Below are 21,421 nucleotides of genomic sequence, written 5' to 3'. Positions count from 1 at the left end.
TAATATCTATCATACCATCAACAAGTCAAACAAAAAAAGGCATTCCCTGAGGGAAATTCCTTTTTCGTCAAATTAAAAACTCTTCTTTGCGCATATAAAATGCCTTAACGACCGTTGTTAACAAAATATAAGCAACTAATAACCCTATAACTATCAACAAGTAGTACTTTGGCAAAATACCAAAGTCTAGCGCCTTATCAAGTGGCTCAATAAATGGCATCACACTACCAATAATTGCTGCACCAAAAGTTGCTAGCAAGACTGGTAAAGTTGCACGTTGCTGAATAAACGGCAAACGCTTATCGCGTAAAGCGTGAATAACCATTTCTTGTGTCCAAAGACTTTCAATGAACCAGCCAGTATGAAACAGAATAATAAATTCTGCTTGTTTAGCTGCAGATAAAGTTAAGAAACTGCCACCAACAACATGTGGACAAACAACAAAGAACAGTAAAGTGAACGTTATAATATCAAAAATCGAAGAAGTCGGACCAAAGTAAAACATAAATTTTGGCAGCTTCTTAGTCGACCAAGTTCTTGGTTGTTCCAAATAATGTTCAGACATTTTATCAAATGGAATGGACAGACAACTAGTACCATAAAGCAAATCAAGAATTAAGAGTTGCAAAGGCAACATTGGTAAAAATGGTAAAAATGATGAAGCAATCAAAATCGATAAGATATTACCAAAGTTAGATGACAAGGTAATCTTAATATATTTCATTGTATTGCCGAAAACTTTTCGACCGATTCTTACGCCTTTTTCTAGCACGTTCAGATCTTTGTGAAGCAAGATAATGTCAGCTGATTCCTTAGCAATATCAACAGCAGTATCAACAGAAATTGACACATCAGCTGCCTTCATTGCAGGAGCATCATTAATGCCATCTCCCATGTAGCCAACAGTATGACCATTTTCCTTTAAGACTTCAATAATCTTGGTCTTTAATTCTGGTGATAACTTAACGAAAATATTGCAGTCTTCCACCATTTTTGATAATTCTTCATCACTCTTATCCTCAAGATCTGCCCCTGAATAAACAAGATCAACGTTCAACCCTACTTGCAAGCCAACTGCACGAGTAACTGCTTCGTTATCGCCAGTCAAAATCTTAACAGTAATTCCATCCCGATGAAGCTTAGCTAAAGCAGCCTTTGCGCTTTCTTTTGGTGGATCAAGAAAGGCTAGGTAACCAGCCAAAGTTAAATCAGTTTCATCTTTAGCTGAGAATTCACCAACAGGAGCTGGATTTTCTTTATAGCCTAGCAAAATAACACGAAAGCCGTCTTCATTCATTGAATTAATCTGCTTTAAGATTTCTTCTTTTCTATCATCGGTTAACGATACGATTTGCCCATCTTTTTCTATCTTGGAAGAAACTTCCAGCATTTCTTCTGCTGCACCTTTGGTTACCAAGAGGTGTTTGCCGTGATTTTGATCAGAATTAGCAACCACAACACTCATGCGCCGGCGAGTAAAATCGAATGGAATTTCATCGATTTTATTATAATCACGCTGGATTTCACTAACATCTAGCTCATCACCTGCCGCATCAATTACCGCCTCATCAATCAAGTCTTTCATTCCTGTTTGATAATATGCATTTAAATACGAAAGCTCCAAAATCCGTTTAGTTTCTTTCATATCCATATTGTAGTGGCGCTCTAAAACAACTTTGTCTTGAGTCAATGTACCTGTTTTATCGGTACACAGAATATCAGCAGAGCCAAAATTCTGAATAGAATTCATCTTCTTGACAATTGTGCCATGCTTGGACATTTCAACTGATCCTTTAACCAAATTGGAAGTCACAATTACTGGCAACATTTCCGGAGTTAAACCAACCGCTGTTGCAATGGCAAAAATTAACGCATTGATCCAATCTCCCTTAGTCAAACCATTGATCAAAAAAACTAACGGTGCAATTACGGCAGTCATTGTGATCAATAGTTTGGAAATGTCTTTAATTCCTTTATCAAAAGTTGTTTGCTTTAAATTATTTTTAGAGATATCTTGAGCAAGTTTTCCAAAAAGTGTCCGGTTCCCTGTCGCAAAAACAACCCCTGTACCGGAACCAGAAACAATCGTTGTTCCTTCATAAAGGACATTAGGATAGTCTAGATAGTCCTTATCGCCGCCAATTTTTGGAAATTTAGTAGCTATTTTTTCAACCGGATTTGATTCACCGTTGAGTGAGCTTGATGAGCAAAACAAGTCTTTACTCTTAAGCAAACGCATATCGGCAGGAACCATGTCACCAGCAGCCAAATTGATGATATCTCCTACTACTACATCACTAGTTGGTAATTCTTGATCTTGGCCATCCCGTCTAATATTGGTAGTTACTGATACCATGCTGAGCAAATCATCAACAGCATTAGAAGTTCTAACATTTTGCACATAACTAGTGATGCCAGAAATAAGCACCATGACCAGCATGATGATCACTGTACTCAAATCTTTTTGATTAGCTGGAACAAAAATATAGTCAGTGAACAAAGAAACTGCTGCTAATATGAACAAAACAATCGTGAATGGCGTAATAAAAGATTCTGCTAAAAATCTCAACTTAGAATTATTCTTAGGAGCTGCTATTTCATTAGAGCCATATTCTTCACGATTAATATTGGCTTGCTTAGTTGATAATCCTTCGGCACTAACATGCAATCTTGCTAGTGTTTCTGCTCGAGATTCTCTGGCAATTCTTTGGACTAAGCGTAGATTTACTACACTTTGGTTCTTTTTGTTTAGATTTAGCATCTTTTTCCCCCTCGTTTTTCGAGCAAACAAACTAAAAAAGCCACTTACAAAAACTGCAAGTGACTTCATGCCAAACAAGGCTTCATATAACTCGTCGTTCAGTTTTAACACTACGTGACGTAAGCACATGCTAGCTATCTGGATCTCGCCTTAAGTCGACGACACCTATTTGCCCCGTTGGCATCTCTAGATGTTTCTGGGCGATAGCGTGTGTTCACGTAGGAGTCTCACCTAACAGTTTATTTGCTAAATTATTCAATTGGTAGTGTAATCCAAACAGTAACTACTCGTCAAATATTATTGACGACTATTTGGATTATTAGAACGAATTCTTCTAAAGAAATACATCAAAGCGACAACTATCACTACTAAGGCAAGCGCAATTGGCAAGGCCACTCGACGCGGATGATCAATTTTGTCTTGCTCAGATTGTGATAAGTCATACTTATCTAGTGAATATTGATATTGCATATCAATTTTTGTTGCACAAGCTCGGAAAACAAAGCGTAGTCCTTTATTGAACTCAGAATTTTTTTGACTCCGTAATTCTTTACTTGCCGCGCGAATAATATTCATTCGTGACTCCGCAGTAAAAGCCGCGTGCAAATCTTTAGTTGAATAAATTTGCACATTACGCTTCTTCCCCTTTTGCCCTACAACGATAAAGGCTGTTCTCTTTATTTGATCTAAATGCTTGGGCGTTAACTTATTCAGTCGTTTAACTGTAATCACAGCAATCTGCGGCTGTTCTTTATTTTGCAAGTAGCGATTATTTTTTTCATTGATTAATTGTTGTGTTTGCTTATCAATAATATGCGCATCGTCAACGATATTAGGTTGGACAAACCCACTCATTGTTACAAACACTAACATTAAAGCTAAGGCTCCTACAAAGTTAGTTATTTTCGTCTTCTTCAAGCTTATGTGCCAAGCCCTCAACGTATTTTCGATCGATTTTAATTTGCTCATATGGTACTCCGCTGTCATGTAATAAGTCGATGGCTAAAGGATTATCGTGATAATCAAAATAATAGTTTATCTTCTTAACCCCAGCTTGCAATAAGGCTTTAGTGCAGTTATAACAAGGAAAATGCGTTACATAAATTTCAGTGCCATCAGTTGAAACACCATTTTTAGCACATTGAATGAGACTGTTCATTTCTGAGTGAATGGTTCTAACGCAGTGACCATCAACCATCTGGTGGCCGACATCATCACAGTGTGGCTGTCCAGATACTGACCCATTATAGCCTGTTCCAATAATGCGATTTTCTTTAACTAAAACATTGCCGACCAAAGCCCGATTGCAGGTTGAACGTTGAGCAATGACTAAGGCCTGCATCATAAAATATTGTTTCCAAGGAATTCGATCGCGCATTTTACTGCCCTCTTACTTATCAAATTTGCCGAAGTAATTCAAACCAATTGCATTTCTAACTTCAGCTAAAGTTTCATTTGCTTTTTCGTTTGCCTTCTTTGAGCCTTCAACTAACATTTCATAAACACTGTCAGTATCTTGAGCATACTTTTCACGGCGTTCACGAATTGGTGCAAGCTCTGCTTCCAAGACCTTGTTCAAGTAGCGCTTGATCTTTACGTCACCAAGACCACCCTTTTGGTATTCTTCCTTAAGTTCAGCAACCTTATCCTTATCTGGATCAAAGACGTCAAGGTAAGTAAAGACGGTATTACCTTCAACTTGACCTGGATCTTCAACGTGAATATGGTTAGGGTCAGTGTACATTGACATAACCTTTTTTTGCACAGTCTTAGCATCATCAGATAAGTAAATCGCGTTGCCTAATGATTTAGACATTTTGGCATTGCCATCAAGACCGGGAAGACGCCCTGAACCCTTTGGTGGGAAGTAACCCTTTGGTTCAACTAACACATCGCAGTCGTAAACGCGGTTGAACGTTCTAACGATTTCACGGGTCTGTTCAATCATTGGCTCTTGATCATCACCAACTGGGATAATGCTTGCCTTAAAAGCGGTGATATCTGCAGCTTGAGAAACTGGATAATTCAAAAAACCAACTGGAATTGAGTCCTTGAAGCCCTTTTGCTTAATTTCAGTCTTAACAGTCGGATTTCTTTCAAGACGAGCAACAGTAACTAAGTCCATGTAGTAAGCAGTCAATTCGAATAAGGCTGGAATTTGTGATTGGACAAAAATGGTTGACTTAGCTGGATCAAGACCAACAGCTAAATAATCAAGGGCAACTTGAATTAAACTGTTTTGGATCTTTTCAGGATCGCGGGCATTATCAGTTAAAGCTTGTGTGTCCGCAATCATGATATAAGGATCATATTTACCTTCATTTTGAAGCTTAACTCTATTCTTTAATGAACCAATATAGTGACCAATATGCAATTTACCAGTTGGTCGATCACCTGTAAGCATAATCTCCTTTGCCATAATAATTCCTCACATTCTTTTTAATTGTTTGATTCTCATTAATATTTTTATAATTATTCTAATTCTAACAAAAAAACGATTTCGATTAAACTATCCTAGTAATTAGGAAAAGGGGTATCAGTATGTGCAATCAATTTAGTCTGCCAAGTTTACGCCAGATTCAGCAATATCTCACACAAGACTTAGATTTACCATTAAAAAAGCCAGATTTCAGTAGCGACGAGCAGGATATTTTTCCAAATGAACCCGCACCAATCTTGCTTTATCAAGATGACGAATTAAAACTGGTTCAAAAAAAGTGGGGCTACCCTAGCCCAGTTGACGGCAAGCCTTTATTTAACGCACGTATTGAACGTTTTTATGAAGAAAAGCCTTCAATGTGGGATCAATCTTTTGCTCGCCAGCGTTGCTTAATTGTGGCTCAAAACTTTTTTGAATACAGCAAGAAAACATATCAAGTGAACAATAAAAAGTATCACGAAAAATTTTCTTTTGCAGATCCAGACCATCCTTTGACTTTAATTGCGGGGATTTATGACGGCGACCACTTCGCCATGGTGACAACTGAGCCTAATGCGTCAATGTCTCCTGTTCACAATCGCATGCCATTAGTACTCAAGCCTGACGAACTGCGCCGATGGTTGTTTCAAAACTTCACCAGTTTAATTGATCGAAGCGATTTTGATTTAACCGTTAGAAAAATGCCTAAGAAAAAATAATTTGGTTTCGCCTGCTATACATGGTAAAATAAACAGGTAATGCGGGTATAGTTAAATGGTAGAACGTCAGCTTCCCAAGCTGAAGATGCGGGTTCGATTCACGCTATCCGCTTAATAAAAAAAGAACTGAGATTGAATTATCATCTCAGTTCTTTTTTATATTTAAATCATAATTATTCTAAGAATTCCACTGACAACAGCTAGATAAATAGGCATCCAGATTGATTGAGTATACAAATATGACCAAGCAAAAAATGCACCAAAACAAGTTTCAATTAAAAACAGTGGGAGTGAAAATTGGAAATTAAGCACGCTAAATATCAAGCCTGATACTAACATTCCAAATAATGCTGTAGCTTTAGAATTTCCTCTAAAGGCATAATTAAAGACAAATCCTGTTGCTAAAAATTCTTGCAAAATCGGCATAACAATTCCTTCTGCCACGATTAAGAACCAAAACATATGGATGTTTTCTTGTTTTAAATACATCTCTTGAAAGCCATATAAATTAACATACTTATATGTCTGTAAGTACATCACCAGGACTCGTAATCCCGTTACTAGTAATGTTAATCCAATAATTAGCCCTAAATCTCCAAGCCATGGCCACTTGCGACTTTCAAAAAATCTCTGTTCACGATTAAAGCGATATATATAAAATAAGAGAACCATTGCGGCAACTAAGACAAATAAAATAATATCCCAAACTCGCAACGGATTTTTTAAAGTAACTAATTTCACCACGCCGGCAGCTAATAAATAGCTTACGAAATAAACGAGGTAGCGAATCAAGTTGCCTTCTCTTGATTCAGGTGTATTCACGACTTTCACTCCTATGCATATTTACGTATCTAAAATATACATTATAGCAAAAAAACTGAATTAATGGCTTAACTATGCAAATTATTTTGTGACAAGCTAATATGATTAATATTATTTAAATCAATTTTTTGCCCAGAAACCATAATCATGCTTCCATAATAGCCTTCAACAAAACCACTCAGACAGTCTTTAAATTCACCCTCGCCATCTAATTCCTTTAGCTGAATTTCCACATAGCGATGCTCGCTAAAGGCTTTAAACAAGAGATCACCAATTTCGACAAGTGGCATCGTTTCCTTCTTATGATGAACAATTTTTTGCTTAGCCTGATCTTTATTGATTTTCAGGGTATGGTCACTTAGAAAAAAGCCAGCCCACTTCTTCATTCCGCGATCTTGATAATTTTTAAAAAATAGTTCAACTTTGCGATCAAAATCACTCATATGCATTACCACCATTATGTCCACCAACTAAGATACTGCGCCTAATTGCGGTTGCTCCTTCAAGTAAGCTTGATGCCTTCACTAAACTTGCAAAGCCATATTTTTTACGAATTTTATCTACCGTCATGTCAAAATTGCGCTTCTTAATCTCTTGTTCAGGCGTCATGAAAAAGCTAAGTTGTTGGTCAAGATCCGGATTGAGCTGACTATAATCAACTCCAATTGTTCTAACAGCTTCACCATGCCACTTTTTCCTAAATAGTGCATGCAATTCGCGTACTAATTCATCATTGTTGCTGGTCGGCGTAATCTTCTGCTGAATTCTAAAGCCGCCACGACGGTCCCCATTCTCGCGCTCTTTAAAAGAATATCCAACAAATAAGCCAATTCTTCCTACTTTTAAGCCATAAGCACGAATTCGCGCTGCGACTTGTTCGCCAATTTCACGAATTACAATCTCAATCTGCCGCTGATCGAGATAATCACGAGTTAATACTTGAGAATTGCCATAACTTTTATTCTGCGGGAAATACTTGTGGCTAATAATACTGCGATCCACGCCCCAACTCATAGCAAATAATTGCTCGCCAATCACTCCAAATTCTTTTTTCAAAATATCAGGATCAGTGTGGGCCAATTCATACATATTGTTAATGCCGATCCTTCTCAAATGTTCAGCTGTCCGCGTATTAATCCCCCAAACATCTTCTAATTTGGAAATTTTCCAAATCGTGTCAGGGACATCAATATAATGCCAATAATCAATCATTGAGGTGCGATGCTTAGCAGAAATATCCATAGCAAGTTTAGCTAGCAGTGGATTCTCACCGATTCCGCAGGTTGTATAAAAACCTAAAGTGTTACGAATATCTTCTTGAATCCTACGGCCAACATAATAAGGATCATCGCCAAATAGGTGCCAAGACTTGGTCATATCGATCATACTCTCATCGATTGAATACACATGTATATCTTCATCAGCCGCATATTTTTTGAAAATATTAAGTATCTGCATACTGCGCTTGATGTATAAATTCATGTGTGGCTCAACAATCTTCAAGTCTGGCGCTTTTCTTAAATCAGGCAAATCCCGTGCCCGCATCACATTTTTCAACCCATACTTCTTCTTAGCAAGCGGTGAAGCTGCCATGATCAAGCCCGATCCCCAATCCGAATTAGGCTGCTGCGAAACAACGGCCAAAGCCGCCTTCATTGGATTAAGACCCAAGCGCAAGGCTTCACAGCTAGCAAAAAATGATTTGTTATCAATCATGAAGATTACCCTGTGGGGTTCATATCGATAATCATACATCGGCTTCACCTCTTTAAACATTCGTTCGTTATAAATATTATAAGAACAAACGTTTTGAAAAGCAATAAAAATTTGTAAAAAAATAAACAGACTTTCGCCTGTTCATCTTAATATTCAATTTTCCTTATTTAACACTGATGATTGTCACTTGATAACTACCTGCCGGTGCTTCAACCGTCACAGTTACACCCGCTTCTTGCTTCATAATTGCTTGGCCCAATGGCGAATCAAATGAAACTTTGCCAGCAGCCAAATCTGCTTCCATCCTACCAACCACCTTGTATTCTTCCGTTTCATTATCATCATCAAACTTTAATACCACTGTCGTGCCCATATTGACCTTACCATCGTTTTTTTGCTCAATTACTTCCGCATACTTTAGTTGCTTATCCAAATAGCGCAGACGGCTTTGTAGGTGCCCTAAATCGTGCTTAGCCTCTGTATACTCAGTATTTTCAGATAAGTCGCCAAGAGCCCGGGCTTGCTGCAAAATTTTAATTCTTCGAGGACGATCCTTCTTTAATCTTGCAATTTCATCTTCAATTTGTTTGTACCCTTCTGGGGTCATTTTTTGATAATATACCATTTTTTTGCACTTTCACTTTTTTATTTGATTTGATTTTAGAAAAAGATCAACAACCTGTAAAGTTCAAAAATTAGCACTATATGCTTTCGAGTGCTAAATAGTTTAATTTTTATGAAAAGCTTCTACAATAATCAGTGTAAAGAAAGGAAGTTTTACTATGGCAAATGAAATGATAGATCGTCGCAGAAATGATATGTTTGATGCAATGAACGACTGGTTTGGTTTTCCAAAGAACTTCTTTGATGACAATGAAATCAGCGACATGATGCAATCAGACGTCACTGAAAATGACAAGGAATATACGGTCAAGATCGATATGCCTGGTCTTAAGAAAGACGAAATCAAGTTAAATTACAGTAATAACGTTTTAACTGTCTCAAGTAACAGAAAGACCATTAAGGACTTAAACAACGAAAAAGATAACGTTATTCACCAAGAAAGAAGCGAAGGACATGTTTCTCGTAGTTACAGATTTCCAAATGTAGTTGCAAACAAGATTCATGCAAAGTATGATAATGGTGTATTGACTATTAATTTGCCTAAGCAAACTGCTGATAGCAATAACAGTTCAATTCAAATAGATTAACTTATAGATTAATATGCAAGAAGTCCCTATAAGTTAACAATTTTATAATTCTCTGGGAAAAGCAGACTATTAAAGGTCTGCTTTTCTTTTGCTCAAAATAGGAATAAAATGGAGTTAGTTTAAGAAAAAATTAAAAAGGAGCATTCTATGTCACATAAATTAACTCTTCAAGAATTAGATGAATTTTCACAAGAATTTAACAATAATCCTGAAAACCAAGTCATTGCTCGTGCTGCACAACGTAGCGGTGTACTTGAAGCTTCATATAATGACCGCGTTCAAGGTGAATTAACCCGCGTCTTCTCAACCGAGCTTGATACTGACAATGTAACTAACCAAAAGCACTCTGGTCGTTGCTGGTTATTCTCTACACTCAACATTGCTCGTCACTTCTTCGGTAAAAAGTATAAGGCTAAGAATTTCACTTTCTCACAAGCTTACAACTTTTTCTGGGACAAGATCGAACGCGCTAACATTTTCTACGACAACATCTTAAAAACCGCTGACAAGCCTCTTGACTCGCGTGAAGTTAAAGCTGACTTAGACTTTGCAGGAGCCGATGGTGGTCAATTCCACATGGGTGCTGCTTTAGTAGAAAAATACGGCTTAGTACCTTCATATGCAATGCCTGAAACTTTCAACACTAATGACACCACTGGTTTTGCAACCGCTCTTGGTGACAAGCTTAAGAAAGATGCCTTAGTTTTACGTAAATTAAAGCAAGATGGCAAAGATGACGAAATCGAAAAAATGCGTAAAAAATTCTTAAGTGAAGTTTACCGCATGACTGCAATTGCTGTTGGTGAACCACCTAAGACTTTTGATCTTGAATATCGTGATGACGATAAGAAGTATCACTTAGAAAAGAATCTTACCCCACTTGAATTTGTCCACAAGTATTTAGCTGATCTTGACTGGAACGACTATGTGGTCTTAACTAACGCTCCAGATCACGAATATGACAAGCTATATGGTTTGCCAGGTGAAGACAACATCGAAGGCTCATACAGAATCAAGCTTTTGAATGTACCAATGGAATACTTAACTCAAGCTGCAAGCGCTCAATTAAAGGACGGCGAAGCTGTATGGTTTGGTAACGATGTTCTTCGTCAAATGGACCGTAAGACTGGTTACTTAGATACTAACTTGTACAAGTTAAATGATTTATTTGGCGTTGACCTTAACATGAGTAAGGCTGATCGTCTTCGCACCGGTGTTGGTGAAGTTTCTCACGCTATGACCTTAGTCGGTGTTGATGAAGACAACGGTGAAGTTCGTCAATGGAAAGTTGAAAACTCATGGGGTGACAAGAGCGGTGAAAAAGGTTACTACGTTATGAACAATGATTGGTTCAACGAATACGTTTACGAAGTTGTTGTCCACAAGAAGTATTTGACCGCTGAACAAAAGAAGCTTGCCGAAGGTGAAATCACTGACTTACCACTTTGGGATTCATTAGCTTAATAAAAAGTTAAAAAGAAAACAAATAACCTTCAAAATCCAATTTGAATTTTGAAGGTTATTTTTATACTTCATTACTGAATTTATTCGTTATCTTTACCCTTAATAACTTGAACACGTGGATTCTTAGGAGTTGCCACCTTAGAAATTACGCCTTCTTCGGTTAATTTTTCGATTTGATCTGGATCATAACCAAGTGAAGCTAAAATTTCTTTATTGTTTTCACCCAAGTCTGGTGCACGCTTGTAGTCAGGCTTGTAGTTGGCCAAAGTAAATGGTAAACCAATAGTCTTGAACTTACCACGATTACCACCTTGATCGATAGTCACAATCGTACCATCTTCGTTTAAGTCAGGATCATTTTCAAGTTCATGCCAATCAAGAACTGGACCAACTGGAACTCCAGCTTCACCTAAAGTCTTAGTTAATTCATACTTATCGTAGTTCTTAGTATAGCTTTCGATGCACTTGTAAAGGTCTTCTTTATTCAATTGACGGTGTTGCCAGTCAACAAAACGTGGATCAGTAATCCATTCTGGATGCCCCATTACATTAGAAATTGCTTCCCATGACTTGTTACTGTTTTGAACAACAATGTAAACATAAGCATTAGGATCAGTTTCCCAACCTTTAGCCTTGTAAGTCCAGCCAATAACTTGACCACCTTCAGTGTTCTCGGCACGAGGAATAGCTTTACCCCAATTGTAGTCAGGATATACTGCGTAGTGTGGAAGAGCACCAAGGTTATCAAGCATAAGTTGGTCACGCAACTTGATACGGCAGAGGTTCAAGACAGCATCTTGCATTGATTGGTAAACAAAAGTACCTTCGCCAGTACGTTCACGTTGCATTAAAGCAGCTAAAATACCAATTGCAAGGTGCATCCCTGAGTTTGAGTCACCCAAAGCAGCAGCTGATTGAGTTGGAACATTGTATTCACCATCATTCCAACCAGTAGCTGAAGCAGCACCACCAGCAGCTTGAGCAACTGGTTCAAAAGCCTTAACATTGGCAAAACGTGATCCTTCATTAAAGCCTTTAAGTGATGCCATAATTAATCTTGGATTAAGCTTGTGAACAGTGTCCCAGCCATAACCTGCTCGATCTGCAGCACCTGGACGAACATTTTCAACAAAGACATCAGCCTTCTTCAAAAGGTCGTACATGATCTTCTTACCTTCTGGAGACTTAATGTTAAGAGTCAATGACTTCTTGTTAGCATTTAATTGTAAGTAGTAAAGACTCCATGAATCTTGAATATCAAGAAGTTCGTTTCTAGTTGGGTCTCCAGTGTTAGTACGTTCAATCTTAATAACTTCAGCACCAAGCCATGCTAATAATTGAGTACATGATGGGCCTGATTGTACTTGGGTCCAGTCAACAATTTTAATACCTTTTAATGGTGCGTAATCTTCATTAGTTTCAGCCATTTTATTTTTCTCCCATTAGTTAATATTAATTTGTTTAATTAAAATTTTTACTTATTCTTGGCAGGATCTAGGTCAAGTTCTGGATTCAAATTACCAATGTGACCAGATTCCTTACCCATTGAAACAGGAATTTGAGCGTCAATAACAGTTGGCTTCTTTGAAGCATAAGCTTCGTCTAAAGCCTTCTTCATTTCAGCATAGTTATTTACACGATAGCCATTTCCACCAAAAGCTTTGGCAATTTCTTCATAGCGTGCAGAGTGGCTAAGAACAGTAGGACCGAGTTGGTCTTTAACTGGGTTTCTATCACCATTGTAAATACCACCGTTGTTGATAATAACGATCGTAATTGGTAAGTTGTAGCGGCAAATAGTTTCAACTTCCATTCCGTCAAAGCCAAAGCCACTGTCACCTTCAATAGCAATAACTGGTCTACCAGTTTCAACAGCTGCAGCAATACCGTAGCCTAAAGCAACACCCATAACGCCCCAAGAACCAGTGTCAAGACGGTGACGAGGAAGGTTCATACCAACTAAATTACGCCCATCGTCCAATGCATTAGCACCTTCACTTACGATATAAGTATCAGGATGTTCTTGTAAAATTTCATTAATTGGAGTAATAGCACCAAAGTAGCCAAGAGTATCAGACTTGTGTGAAGCTTCAATAATCTTAGCAAATTTAGCGTTGTTCTTATCGCTTTCAGCCTTAACTTGATCTAACCAATCTTGAGGAGCCTTAACACCTGCTTTTTCAGCAGCAGGTACTAATTTTTCTAAGACAGACTTAATGTCACCTTGAAGTGGAGCATCAATCTTACGGTTAGAGTCAAATTCAGTTGCATCAATTTCAATTTGAATAAATTTAGTATTTGGATTGAATAATGGTGCCTCACCGTTTGAAAGCATCCAATTCAATCTTGCACCAACAAGCATAATTACATCAGCGTTGCTTAATGTAAATGATCGAGCTGAAGCAGCAGTATGAACTGAATTATCTGGAATAACACCTTTTGCCATTGACATTGGTAAGAATGGAATATTAGTCTTATCAACTAATTCACGAAGTTCATTTTCGCTGCGAGCATAAGCTGCACCTTTACCAATAATAATAGCTGGATGTTTAGCATTCTTTAATAATGAAACTGCTCGATTAATTGCAGCATCTGATGGATACTGAGCTAAAGCTGGTTCAACAGGTTCAAAAATGTTTGCTTCAGCCTTAGTAGCAGTATCAGAGATCGTTGCGGCAGGAAGATCAAGATAAACACCACCAGGACGACCACTAACTGCTGTTCTAACAGCACGAGCAACAGCTAATCCCATATCTTGAGCACGGTCAACGCGATATGCGGCCTTACAGAAAGGCTTAGCAAGATTGTATTGGTCAATACCTTCGTAGTCACCACGCCCCATGTCGATAATGTGACGACTAGATGAACCAGAGATCATAATCAATGGGAATGAGTTTTCAGTAGCTTGAGCTAAAGCAGTTAATCCATTCAAAAATCCAGGAGCAGAAACAGTCAAAGCAACGCCAGGTTTGCCAGTAATAAAACCAGCACCTGCTGCAGCATCAACTGCGGCATCTTCACGTCTAAATCCGTAGAACTTCATTCCTTTGATTTCTGCTAAACGCGCGAAATCAGTAACAGGAATACCTACAATACCATACATGTTGTTAATTCCGTTAGCTTGAAGAGCGTCAATCAACAAGTCAGCGCCACTATATGCTGTGTTATCTTCCATCTTTTTTCCTCTTTTTCTTAGAAAGTGTTTTTTATATGAATATAGTGTTCCTCACTGCCAAGTGTACTCTTTAAATCTAACTTTGCAAATTAATCTTATTTTAGAATTTTTAATATATGTAATTTTTATTATTTAGTATTTTCATCATTTTCTATAAATAGCAGTCGTTATTGAATTCTAGCGTTTTTTTATGATTTTTTGTAATTAAATTTACGCTCAGTCCTAGTGCCTTTTTCACACATTGCTGGCAATATATTCAATTATATTAATAAAAAGTAATTGAATTATCATATGATAGATATAAAATTAACCATATGAATATAGTGTCCCTTTCCTTTTGTTTAAAACCCTTTAATAAAGAAAGAATGGGATGCGAAAAATGAAAACCATATTAGTCAATGACATCATTCCAATCCTTGTCATCATGATTTTAGGTTATGTCTGCGGTAAGTTTCGCTTCTTTGATAACGATCAAAGACAAGGACTTAACAAATTAGTCTTAAATATTGCTTTACCTGCCGCATTATTTATTTCAATTGTTAAAGCAACAAGAAGTATGTTTGCTCAAGATATTGTTTTAACGTTAATTTCAATCTTCGGTGTTACAGGACTGTTTTTATTAAGTTATTTCTTAGATAAAGCAATGTTTCACCGGACGACCCAAGAAGCTGCAGTTTGTGCGTTGATTGCTGGTTCACCAACAATCGGTTTCTTAGGGTTCGCCGTTTTGGATCCAATTTATGGTAACAGTGTTACCACTAACTTGGTAATCGGGATTGTTTCAATCGTTGTTAATGCTATTACTATCCCAATCGGATTAGCTTTAATTAACAAAGGTCAAGCCGAAGTTAAAGCTAAAGCAAATCCTGATAGTATCAAGAAGTTGCAAGAACACCGCGCTAAAGATGTGAAGGAAGGACAATACGTAATTAGTAAAGAACACCTTAATCACATCGATACAAATTCAGACATCCCTGTTACTGATGCTGAAGCAAAAGCCTTGGGTGAAAAAGGTCTTAAGCGTGAAATTGACTTAGTTGAAGCTGAGCTTAAAGATCATGCCGGCACAAGCAAACAAAAAGAAGCTGACAAGAACTCAATGTGGACATCAATTGTCAACGCCGTTAAGCAACCAGTTGCTGCTGCACCATTAATTGCTGTAATTTTGGTATTACTTGGTTTGCACATTCCAGCTTCTTGGGCTCCATCATTTGATTTAATTGCCAAGGCAAACTCTGGTGTTGCTGTTTTAGCCGCTGGTCTAGCCCTTTCAACAGTTAAGTTTTCAATTGATAAAGAAGCCATTTGGAACACCTTCTTCCGTCTATTTTTGACACCAGCAATCATAGTTGCTGCTGCATATCTTTTCGGAATGGGATCTGACCCAGCTAAGATTTCACTACTTTGTATGGCAACAGCTTTGCCACCTGCATTTTCTGGAATCATTATTTCAAGTCGTTATAATATCTACGTTAAAGAGGGTGCCAGTTCAGTTGCTATCTCAACAGTTGCCTTTGCTGTCAGCTGTATTTTCTGGATTTGGTTCCTACCAGTTTTGGCACACATTCTTTAATATCAATAAAAAACAAACAGCGCACTAGCAAATTTTCATGCTAATGCGCTGTTTTGTGTTATTTGTGTGTATTGAAAGTTAAGAAAAAGAAATTAAAAATTATTTATTATAACTAGCTGCAACTTCTTTGTAGTGTGCAACTTCGTCATCTGCACAACGCACGAAGTGACCTGGTGTGATTTCATGTAAAGTTCTTTCTTTACCATCGTTTTCTTCTTCAGCATCATAGTCAATTCGCTGGCGTGTGCGTTCGATTTCAGGGTCTGGTATTGGGACCGCTGAAATCAAACTCTTAGTATAGTCATGTAAAGGGGTGTCATATACGGCATCGGCTGGTCCTACTTCAAGTAATTTACCAAAGTGCATAACCCCAATTCGGTCTGAAATAAACTTAACCATTGATAAGTCATGGGCAATGAATAAGTAAGTTAAGCTGTGCTTTTTTTGCAAATCAATCATTAAGTTAACAACTTGCGCTTGAATTGAAACATCCAAGGCTGAAATTGGTTCATCGGCAACAATAAATTTAGGTTCTACTGCTAAAGCACGTGCAATCCCAATTCTTTGACGTTGACCACCGGAGAATTCATGTGGAAAACGACTAGCATGACTCTTGTTCAAGCCAACAGTTTCAAGCAATTCTTCAACTCTTTGACGACGTTCTTCCTTGCTATTTACTAAATTATGAATATCTAATCCTTCAGCGATAATGTCTTCAACTGTCATTCTAGGATTCAAAGAAGCATATGGATCCTGAAAGATCATTTGGGCATCACGACGAAACTTTAATTTATCATTACGTGATTTTAAATTCTCAACGTTTTTGCCTTCAAAAATCACTTCGCCACTAGTTGGATTGTATAATTGTAAAATTGAACGACCAGTCGTAGTCTTACCTGAACCAGATTCACCTACTAAACCAAAGGTTTCACCTTCATAAATATCAAAGCTCACATCATCGACAGCTTTGGTGAATGTACGCCCATTTTTGAAGTATTGTTTTAAATGCTTTACTTCGAGAATTTTTTTCTTTTCTGGCATAAAAATCTCCTTTCACTGTCTAGTTCTTTTGCATTTCTTGATACTTTTTCCAGCGTCTTTGAATTTCAAGAGGTGGTTCAACCTTAGGAGCACCTGGTGCTAATAACCAAGTAGCTGCATAGTGAGTATCAGTAATCTTAAATAAAGGCGGTTTACGCTCAATATCAATCTTCATTGCATATTTATTTCTCGGAGCAAACGGATCACCCTTAGGAGGATCAAGTAAGTCTGGTGGAGTTCCTGGAATAGATTCCAAAGTCTTACTGTCCAAAGTTGGCATTGAGTTGATTAAGCCCCAAGTGTATGGGTGTTGTGGATCGTAGAAGATTTCATCAACAGTCCCAAATTCCATTAATTCACCAGCGTACATTACGGCAACACGATCAGCCATACCTGCAACAACGCCCAAGTCGTGAGTAATGAAAATAATTGAAGTTTTAACTCTCTTTTGAAGACTCTTCATTAAGTCCAAAATTTCGGCTTGAACAGTTACATCAAGGGCAGTGGTTGGTTCATCGGCTAATAGAATTTCAGGTTCACAGATCAAAGCAATCGCAATTACGATTCTTTGTCTCATACCACCTGAGAATTGGTGTGGATATTCATTAATTCGCTCTTCAGCATTAGGAATACCTACAGCCTTCATCATATCTAAGGCCTTAGCCCAAGCTTCCTTCTTAGAAACACCTTTGTGCTTAATTAAAGGTTCTGCAATTTGTTGCCCAATCTTCATGGTTGGGTCCAAAGAGGTCATTGGATCCTGGAAAATCATCGCAATTTCATTACCACGAATCTTTTGCCATTCTCTTTCTGATAAATCTAATAAGTTCTTACCGTGGAAGTTGATTTCACCACCGGCAATATTTGCATTATTAGCAAGTAATCCAATAATACTACGAGTAGTAACTGACTTACCTGAACCAGATTCACCTACGATTGCTAATGTTTCACCTTCATCAAGGTGGAAGGAAACATCACGAATCGCTTTAACTTCACCAGCATAGGTATGGAAATCAATTTTCAAATTTTTAACATCTAGAATTCTTTCTGACATTTAATTTCCTCCTATCTCTGTCCTCTTGGGTCAAATGCATCTCTTAAACCATCACCAAGTAAATTAAAGGCGATCATCAAAATACACAAGACAATTGCTGGATACCACATTTGGTATGGCAAGAATTGGAAGTTCTTTTGACCTTCGTTAAGAAGTACACCCAATGAGGTTTCTGGAGCTGAAATACCAATACCAATGAAGCTTAAGAATGCTTCGAAGAAGATGGCAGTTGGAATGGTGTACATAGTTTGGATAATGATGATACTTGAAAGGTTAGGAACCAAGTGCTTAACTGCAATCTTCCAACCTGATTCACCAAGTGATCTAGCTGCCAAAACATATTCTTCATTTTTAAGACTAAGCGTCTCCGCCCTGACTTGCCGAGCCATTGTAGTCCAACTAGAGATGGCGATAGCCAAGATAATTGAAGTAATACCTGGCTTTAATACCACTAACATTAAAACAACGATAATTAAGTTAGGAACTGAAGAGATGATTTCGATAATTCGCTGCATGACGTTATCGACACTCCCGCCTTTCCATCCCGAGATGATCCCGTAGGCCACCCCAATCGTCAGGTCGAAGAATGCTGCAACTAAGGCAACGATCAATGAAATCTTAGTACCATAAACAATTCTTTGGCCAAGTGAACGACCTAAGTAGTCAGTTCCGGCTAAAAAGTACTTATTTTTTGGCACATTGTTTTGTGCATACGCATCAACCCATTGACCATTTTGCTTAATCTTACCGTTTAAACCATCAATTGCATCCATCCCTGGCACTTTAGGTGGTAAGTTTGCATATTGAGGATGTGACTTAACTAAGGTGGAGTTATTGATAAATGGCGTAGAACCGAAGGCTACAACCACCATCAAAATAATAACAATTGCAGATAAAACTGCTGCCTTTCTCTTCTTAAATCTGAGCCAAACATTTTGACCAAATGAAAGTGATGGCCCGGCAATTTTTTCGCTGTCTTGAGCCTCATCTTTAGTTAAAGGTTCAAAGGCATCAGGACTTAAATTTAAATCTTTTTCATCCATAAAATTCTAAGCCTCGCTTCCAGATAATCTAATTCTTGGATCAATCAAACCGTAGATAATATCAGTAATCAACAAGATTACTACCAAGCCGGCACAATATACCATTGTGATTCCCATGATAGTTGGGTAGTCGTTCGTTAAGATTGACTTAACGAACTGTTCACCAATTCCTGGGATATTGAAGATGTTTTCGATAACCATTGAACCAATCATAAGAGCAACTGCATATGGTCCAATTAAAGTAACTAAAGGAATTAAGGAGTTACGTAAAGCGTGCTTTCTGATAACTTCCATTCTGCTAAGACCTTTAGCCTTACCAAGTTCAATGTAGTCAGTGTTCAAAGTGTCAACCATACTTGTTCTGATGAACCGGGCTGTTTCAGCAAGTGGTCCAACGGAAAGAGCAATTGTTGGCAAAATGGTTGCTGAAAATGAACCCCAGCCTGCAATTGGGAACCAGCCTAATTTAAGACCAATGTAGTATTGAAGAAGTACTGCCAAAACAAAGTTAGGAACAGACTTACCAATAACTGAAATTACAGTTGCGGTTGAGTCAATCCAAGTACCCTGTCTCATAGCAGCAATTGCCCCAACGATTACACCAAGGACAACACCAAGAATCAAAGCTTGTAAACCAAGTTGAGCAGATACACCTAATCTAGAAGAAATTAAAGAAGAAACTGGTTGGTTGCTGTATTGGAAACTTGTTCCGAGATCTCCGTGAAGCATTCCACCAATATAAATTAAATATTGTTGCCAGATCGGCTTATTTAATCCATATTGCTCATTCATGATTTGAATCTGCTGACTAGTCATCTTTGCTTCGTTAGCATAAGGCGACCCCGGCATCAACTTCATTAGGAAGAAAGTTACCGTTGCAACAATCAACAAAGTCAGGATCATGTAAAAAATACGTTTTAATAAATATTTAGCCATTTTTACAGCTCCTTATTTTTAATTTAACATTCATATTTAATCTTTTTATTATTATAGCAAATAAATTAATAATTGCTAGGAAAAAGTGCGAAAAAATTAAAAAAATAAGAGAAACGCTTTTTATTTCTTTCTCTCATTTGTTTATATATTTAGTTTTATTTTAATAATATATTACTTACTTATAGTTAGGAGCAGCCTTAGTCATTTGCACATCGTGTGGATGTGATTCACGAAGACCAGCATTAGTAATTTGAACAAATTGTGCTTTTTCGATCAAGTCAGTAATGTTAGCTGCGCCGCAATATCCCATACCTGAACGAAGGCCACCATCGATTTGGAAGATAACATCAGATACATCACCCTTGTATTGAACACGGGCTTCAACACCTTCTGGTACCAACTTGTTAGCTTCGTTAACACCGCCTTGGAAGTAGCGATCGCTTGAACCGTGAGCTTGAGCCATTGCTCCTACTGAACCCATACCACGGTACTTCTTGTATTTAACACCGTTTTCTTCGAATAAGTCACCAGGTGCTTCAGTAGTACCTGAAAGCATACTACCAAGCATAACTGCATTACCACCAGCTGCTAATGCCTTTACAACATCACCTGAATACTTAATACCACCATCTGCAATAATTGGCTTACCGTATTCACGAGCAGCGCTTGCGGCGTCGTAAATAGCAGTAATTTGAGGAACACCAACACCAGCAACGATTCTAGTAGTACAGATTGAACCAGGTCCAATTCCAACCTTAACTACATCAACTCCGGCATCAAATAATGCGCGAGTAGCATCGCCAGTGGCTACGTTACCTGCAATCAAAGTTACTTTTGGAAAATGTTCACGAATTTCCTTAATCTTGCGAAGTACACCTGCTGAGTGACCGTGTGCAGTATCAATAACAATCGCATCAGCACCAGCTTCAAGAAGAGCTTCTGCTCTTTCGAAAGTATCACTAGTAACACCAACAGCTGCTGCACAGAGTAAACGATTTTCATCATCAACTGCAGCTTTACCTGCACTAGTTGGTACAACTACACTCTTAACATTAGCAACTTCTCCTGCTTGAGCTTGGATTGACATATTTTTATGAACAACACCAAGTCCACCTTGGAGAGCCATTGCGATGGCCATTGCACCTTCAGTAACCGTATCCATTCCGGCACTGATTAATGGAATATGTAACTTTAAATTATCAGCCAACTTAGTGCTCAAATCTACTTCATTTGGCAAAACATGGCTTTCTGCTGGAATTAATAAAACATCGTCAAAGGTTAAACCTTTTTTAGCGAACTTTGTATCCCAATTTGACATCGAAATTGCTCCCCTTTTCTAAAAAACATTAATTTAATTTAAATTAAATCTACTGTACTAGCCAATGGCTTTCAGGTCAAGAGCAAAAAGAAAAGAAGTGAAAGTTTTTCACTTCTTTTCTCATCTAGAGGGGATTTATTTATTAAGTTTGAATTAGTAGTTAAAAAGT

19 protein-coding genes, 1 tRNA gene and 1 riboswitch are annotated in these 21,421 nt (G+C 37.8%); of the genes, 5 read left to right on the top strand and 15 right to left on the bottom strand.

The window, feature by feature from the left end:
* Positions 1–67: 67 nt before the first annotated feature.
* The 4 genes from mgtA to trpS all read right to left on the bottom strand — a co-directional run bounded on the left by mgtA (position 68) and on the right by trpS (position 5,180).
* The gene (mgtA, locus tag FC46_RS04150) at positions 68–2,761 is read right to left on the bottom strand and encodes a magnesium-translocating P-type ATPase (RefSeq protein ID WP_057798155.1); all 2,694 of its coding nucleotides are present in this window, start codon (positions 2,759–2,761) and stop codon (positions 68–70) included.
* Positions 2,762–2,843: 82 nt separating this feature from the next.
* A riboswitch (M-box (ykoK) riboswitch) is annotated at positions 2,844–3,007 on the bottom strand.
* A gap of 51 nt (positions 3,008–3,058) precedes the next feature.
* On the bottom strand, positions 3,059–3,634 hold the full coding sequence (locus tag FC46_RS04145) for a TPM domain-containing protein (protein WP_236702289.1): 576 nt from the start codon (positions 3,632–3,634) through the stop codon (positions 3,059–3,061).
* A 22-nt stretch (positions 3,635–3,656) separates the two neighbouring features.
* Positions 3,657–4,139 carry a deoxycytidylate deaminase gene (locus FC46_RS04140; RefSeq protein WP_057798151.1) on the bottom strand — a complete coding sequence of 161 codons (483 nt, stop codon included), beginning with the start codon at positions 4,137–4,139 and terminating at the stop codon, positions 3,657–3,659.
* A gap of 12 nt (positions 4,140–4,151) precedes the next feature.
* Positions 4,152–5,180, bottom strand: coding sequence for a tryptophan--tRNA ligase (trpS, locus tag FC46_RS04135; protein ID WP_057798149.1), 1,029 nt, complete (start codon positions 5,178–5,180; stop codon positions 4,152–4,154).
* Positions 5,181–5,302: 122 nt separating this feature from the next.
* On the opposite strand from trpS, the gene FC46_RS04130 reads away from it, so the two are divergent.
* Together FC46_RS04130 and FC46_RS04125 are read left to right on the top strand one after the other, a co-directional pair.
* The gene (locus tag FC46_RS04130) at positions 5,303–5,899 is read left to right on the top strand and encodes an SOS response-associated peptidase (RefSeq protein WP_057798147.1); all 597 of its coding nucleotides are present in this window, start codon (positions 5,303–5,305) and stop codon (positions 5,897–5,899) included.
* Positions 5,900–5,940: 41 nt separating this feature from the next.
* Positions 5,941–6,011: transfer RNA gene (locus FC46_RS04125), tRNA-Gly, on the top strand.
* 50 nt (positions 6,012–6,061) lie between these two features.
* Here FC46_RS04125 and FC46_RS04120 read toward each other — a convergent pair.
* From FC46_RS04120 to greA, 4 genes are all read right to left on the bottom strand, one after another.
* Positions 6,062–6,721 (bottom strand): CPBP family intramembrane glutamic endopeptidase, encoded by a 660-nt coding sequence (locus FC46_RS04120; RefSeq protein WP_057798144.1) that lies wholly within the window; start codon positions 6,719–6,721, stop codon positions 6,062–6,064.
* 68 nt (positions 6,722–6,789) lie between these two features.
* The gene (locus FC46_RS04115; protein WP_057798142.1) at positions 6,790–7,164 is read right to left on the bottom strand and encodes a hypothetical protein; all 375 of its coding nucleotides are present in this window, start codon (positions 7,162–7,164) and stop codon (positions 6,790–6,792) included.
* Positions 7,157–8,476, bottom strand: coding sequence for a Y-family DNA polymerase (locus FC46_RS04110; protein ID WP_057798140.1), 1,320 nt, complete (start codon positions 8,474–8,476; stop codon positions 7,157–7,159). Before FC46_RS04110 ends, FC46_RS04115 begins: the two co-directional genes overlap by 8 nt.
* 124 nt (positions 8,477–8,600) lie before the next feature.
* The gene (gene greA, locus FC46_RS04105; protein WP_057798139.1) at positions 8,601–9,062 is read right to left on the bottom strand and encodes a transcription elongation factor GreA; all 462 of its coding nucleotides are present in this window, start codon (positions 9,060–9,062) and stop codon (positions 8,601–8,603) included.
* 157 nt (positions 9,063–9,219) lie between these two features.
* On the opposite strand from greA, the gene FC46_RS04100 reads away from it, so the two are divergent.
* On the top strand, positions 9,220–9,648 hold the full coding sequence (locus FC46_RS04100; protein ID WP_057798137.1) for an Hsp20/alpha crystallin family protein: 429 nt from the start codon (positions 9,220–9,222) through the stop codon (positions 9,646–9,648).
* Positions 9,649–9,795: 147 nt separating this feature from the next.
* Positions 9,796–11,112, top strand: coding sequence for a C1 family peptidase (locus FC46_RS04095; protein WP_057798134.1), 1,317 nt, complete (start codon positions 9,796–9,798; stop codon positions 11,110–11,112).
* Positions 11,113–11,192: 80 nt separating this feature from the next.
* Here FC46_RS04095 and frc read toward each other — a convergent pair whose 3' ends face one another.
* On the bottom strand, positions 11,193–12,539 hold the full coding sequence (frc, locus tag FC46_RS04090) for a formyl-CoA transferase (protein WP_057798132.1): 1,347 nt from the start codon (positions 12,537–12,539) through the stop codon (positions 11,193–11,195).
* A 47-nt stretch (positions 12,540–12,586) separates the two neighbouring features.
* Complete coding sequence (oxc, locus tag FC46_RS04085) at positions 12,587–14,287, bottom strand: oxalyl-CoA decarboxylase (RefSeq protein ID WP_057798130.1); 1,701 nt, start codon at positions 14,285–14,287, stop codon at positions 12,587–12,589.
* A gap of 379 nt (positions 14,288–14,666) precedes the next feature.
* On the opposite strand from oxc, the gene FC46_RS04080 reads away from it, so the two are divergent.
* Positions 14,667–15,860, top strand: a complete 1,194-nt coding sequence (locus FC46_RS04080) for an AEC family transporter (protein ID WP_057798201.1) — start codon at positions 14,667–14,669, stop codon at positions 15,858–15,860.
* A 99-nt stretch (positions 15,861–15,959) separates the two neighbouring features.
* Here the strand turns inward: FC46_RS04080 and FC46_RS04075 are convergent, their stop codons facing one another.
* From FC46_RS04075 to guaB, 5 genes are all read right to left on the bottom strand, one after another.
* Positions 15,960–16,901, bottom strand: a complete 942-nt coding sequence (locus FC46_RS04075; RefSeq protein WP_057798128.1) for an ABC transporter ATP-binding protein — start codon at positions 16,899–16,901, stop codon at positions 15,960–15,962.
* A 19-nt stretch (positions 16,902–16,920) separates the two neighbouring features.
* On the bottom strand, positions 16,921–17,955 hold the full coding sequence (locus FC46_RS04070) for an ABC transporter ATP-binding protein (RefSeq protein WP_057798126.1): 1,035 nt from the start codon (positions 17,953–17,955) through the stop codon (positions 16,921–16,923).
* 11 nt (positions 17,956–17,966) lie between these two features.
* Complete coding sequence (locus FC46_RS04065) at positions 17,967–18,998, bottom strand: ABC transporter permease (protein WP_057798124.1); 1,032 nt, start codon at positions 18,996–18,998, stop codon at positions 17,967–17,969.
* Between the two features lie 6 nt (positions 18,999–19,004).
* Positions 19,005–19,934, bottom strand: a complete 930-nt coding sequence (gene opp3b / locus FC46_RS04060; protein WP_057798121.1) for an oligopeptide ABC transporter permease — start codon at positions 19,932–19,934, stop codon at positions 19,005–19,007.
* A gap of 175 nt (positions 19,935–20,109) precedes the next feature.
* On the bottom strand, positions 20,110–21,252 hold the full coding sequence (guaB, locus tag FC46_RS04055) for an IMP dehydrogenase (RefSeq protein ID WP_057798119.1): 1,143 nt from the start codon (positions 21,250–21,252) through the stop codon (positions 20,110–20,112).
* Positions 21,253–21,421: the final 169 nt, after the last annotated feature.

The sequence above is a fragment of the Lactobacillus kalixensis DSM 16043 genome, from assembly GCF_001434335.1.
Lineage (GTDB): Bacteria > Bacillota > Bacilli > Lactobacillales > Lactobacillaceae > Lactobacillus > Lactobacillus kalixensis.
The sequence above is the reverse complement of the archived record's forward strand: the minus strand, read 5'-3'. Positions and strand labels throughout refer to the sequence as shown.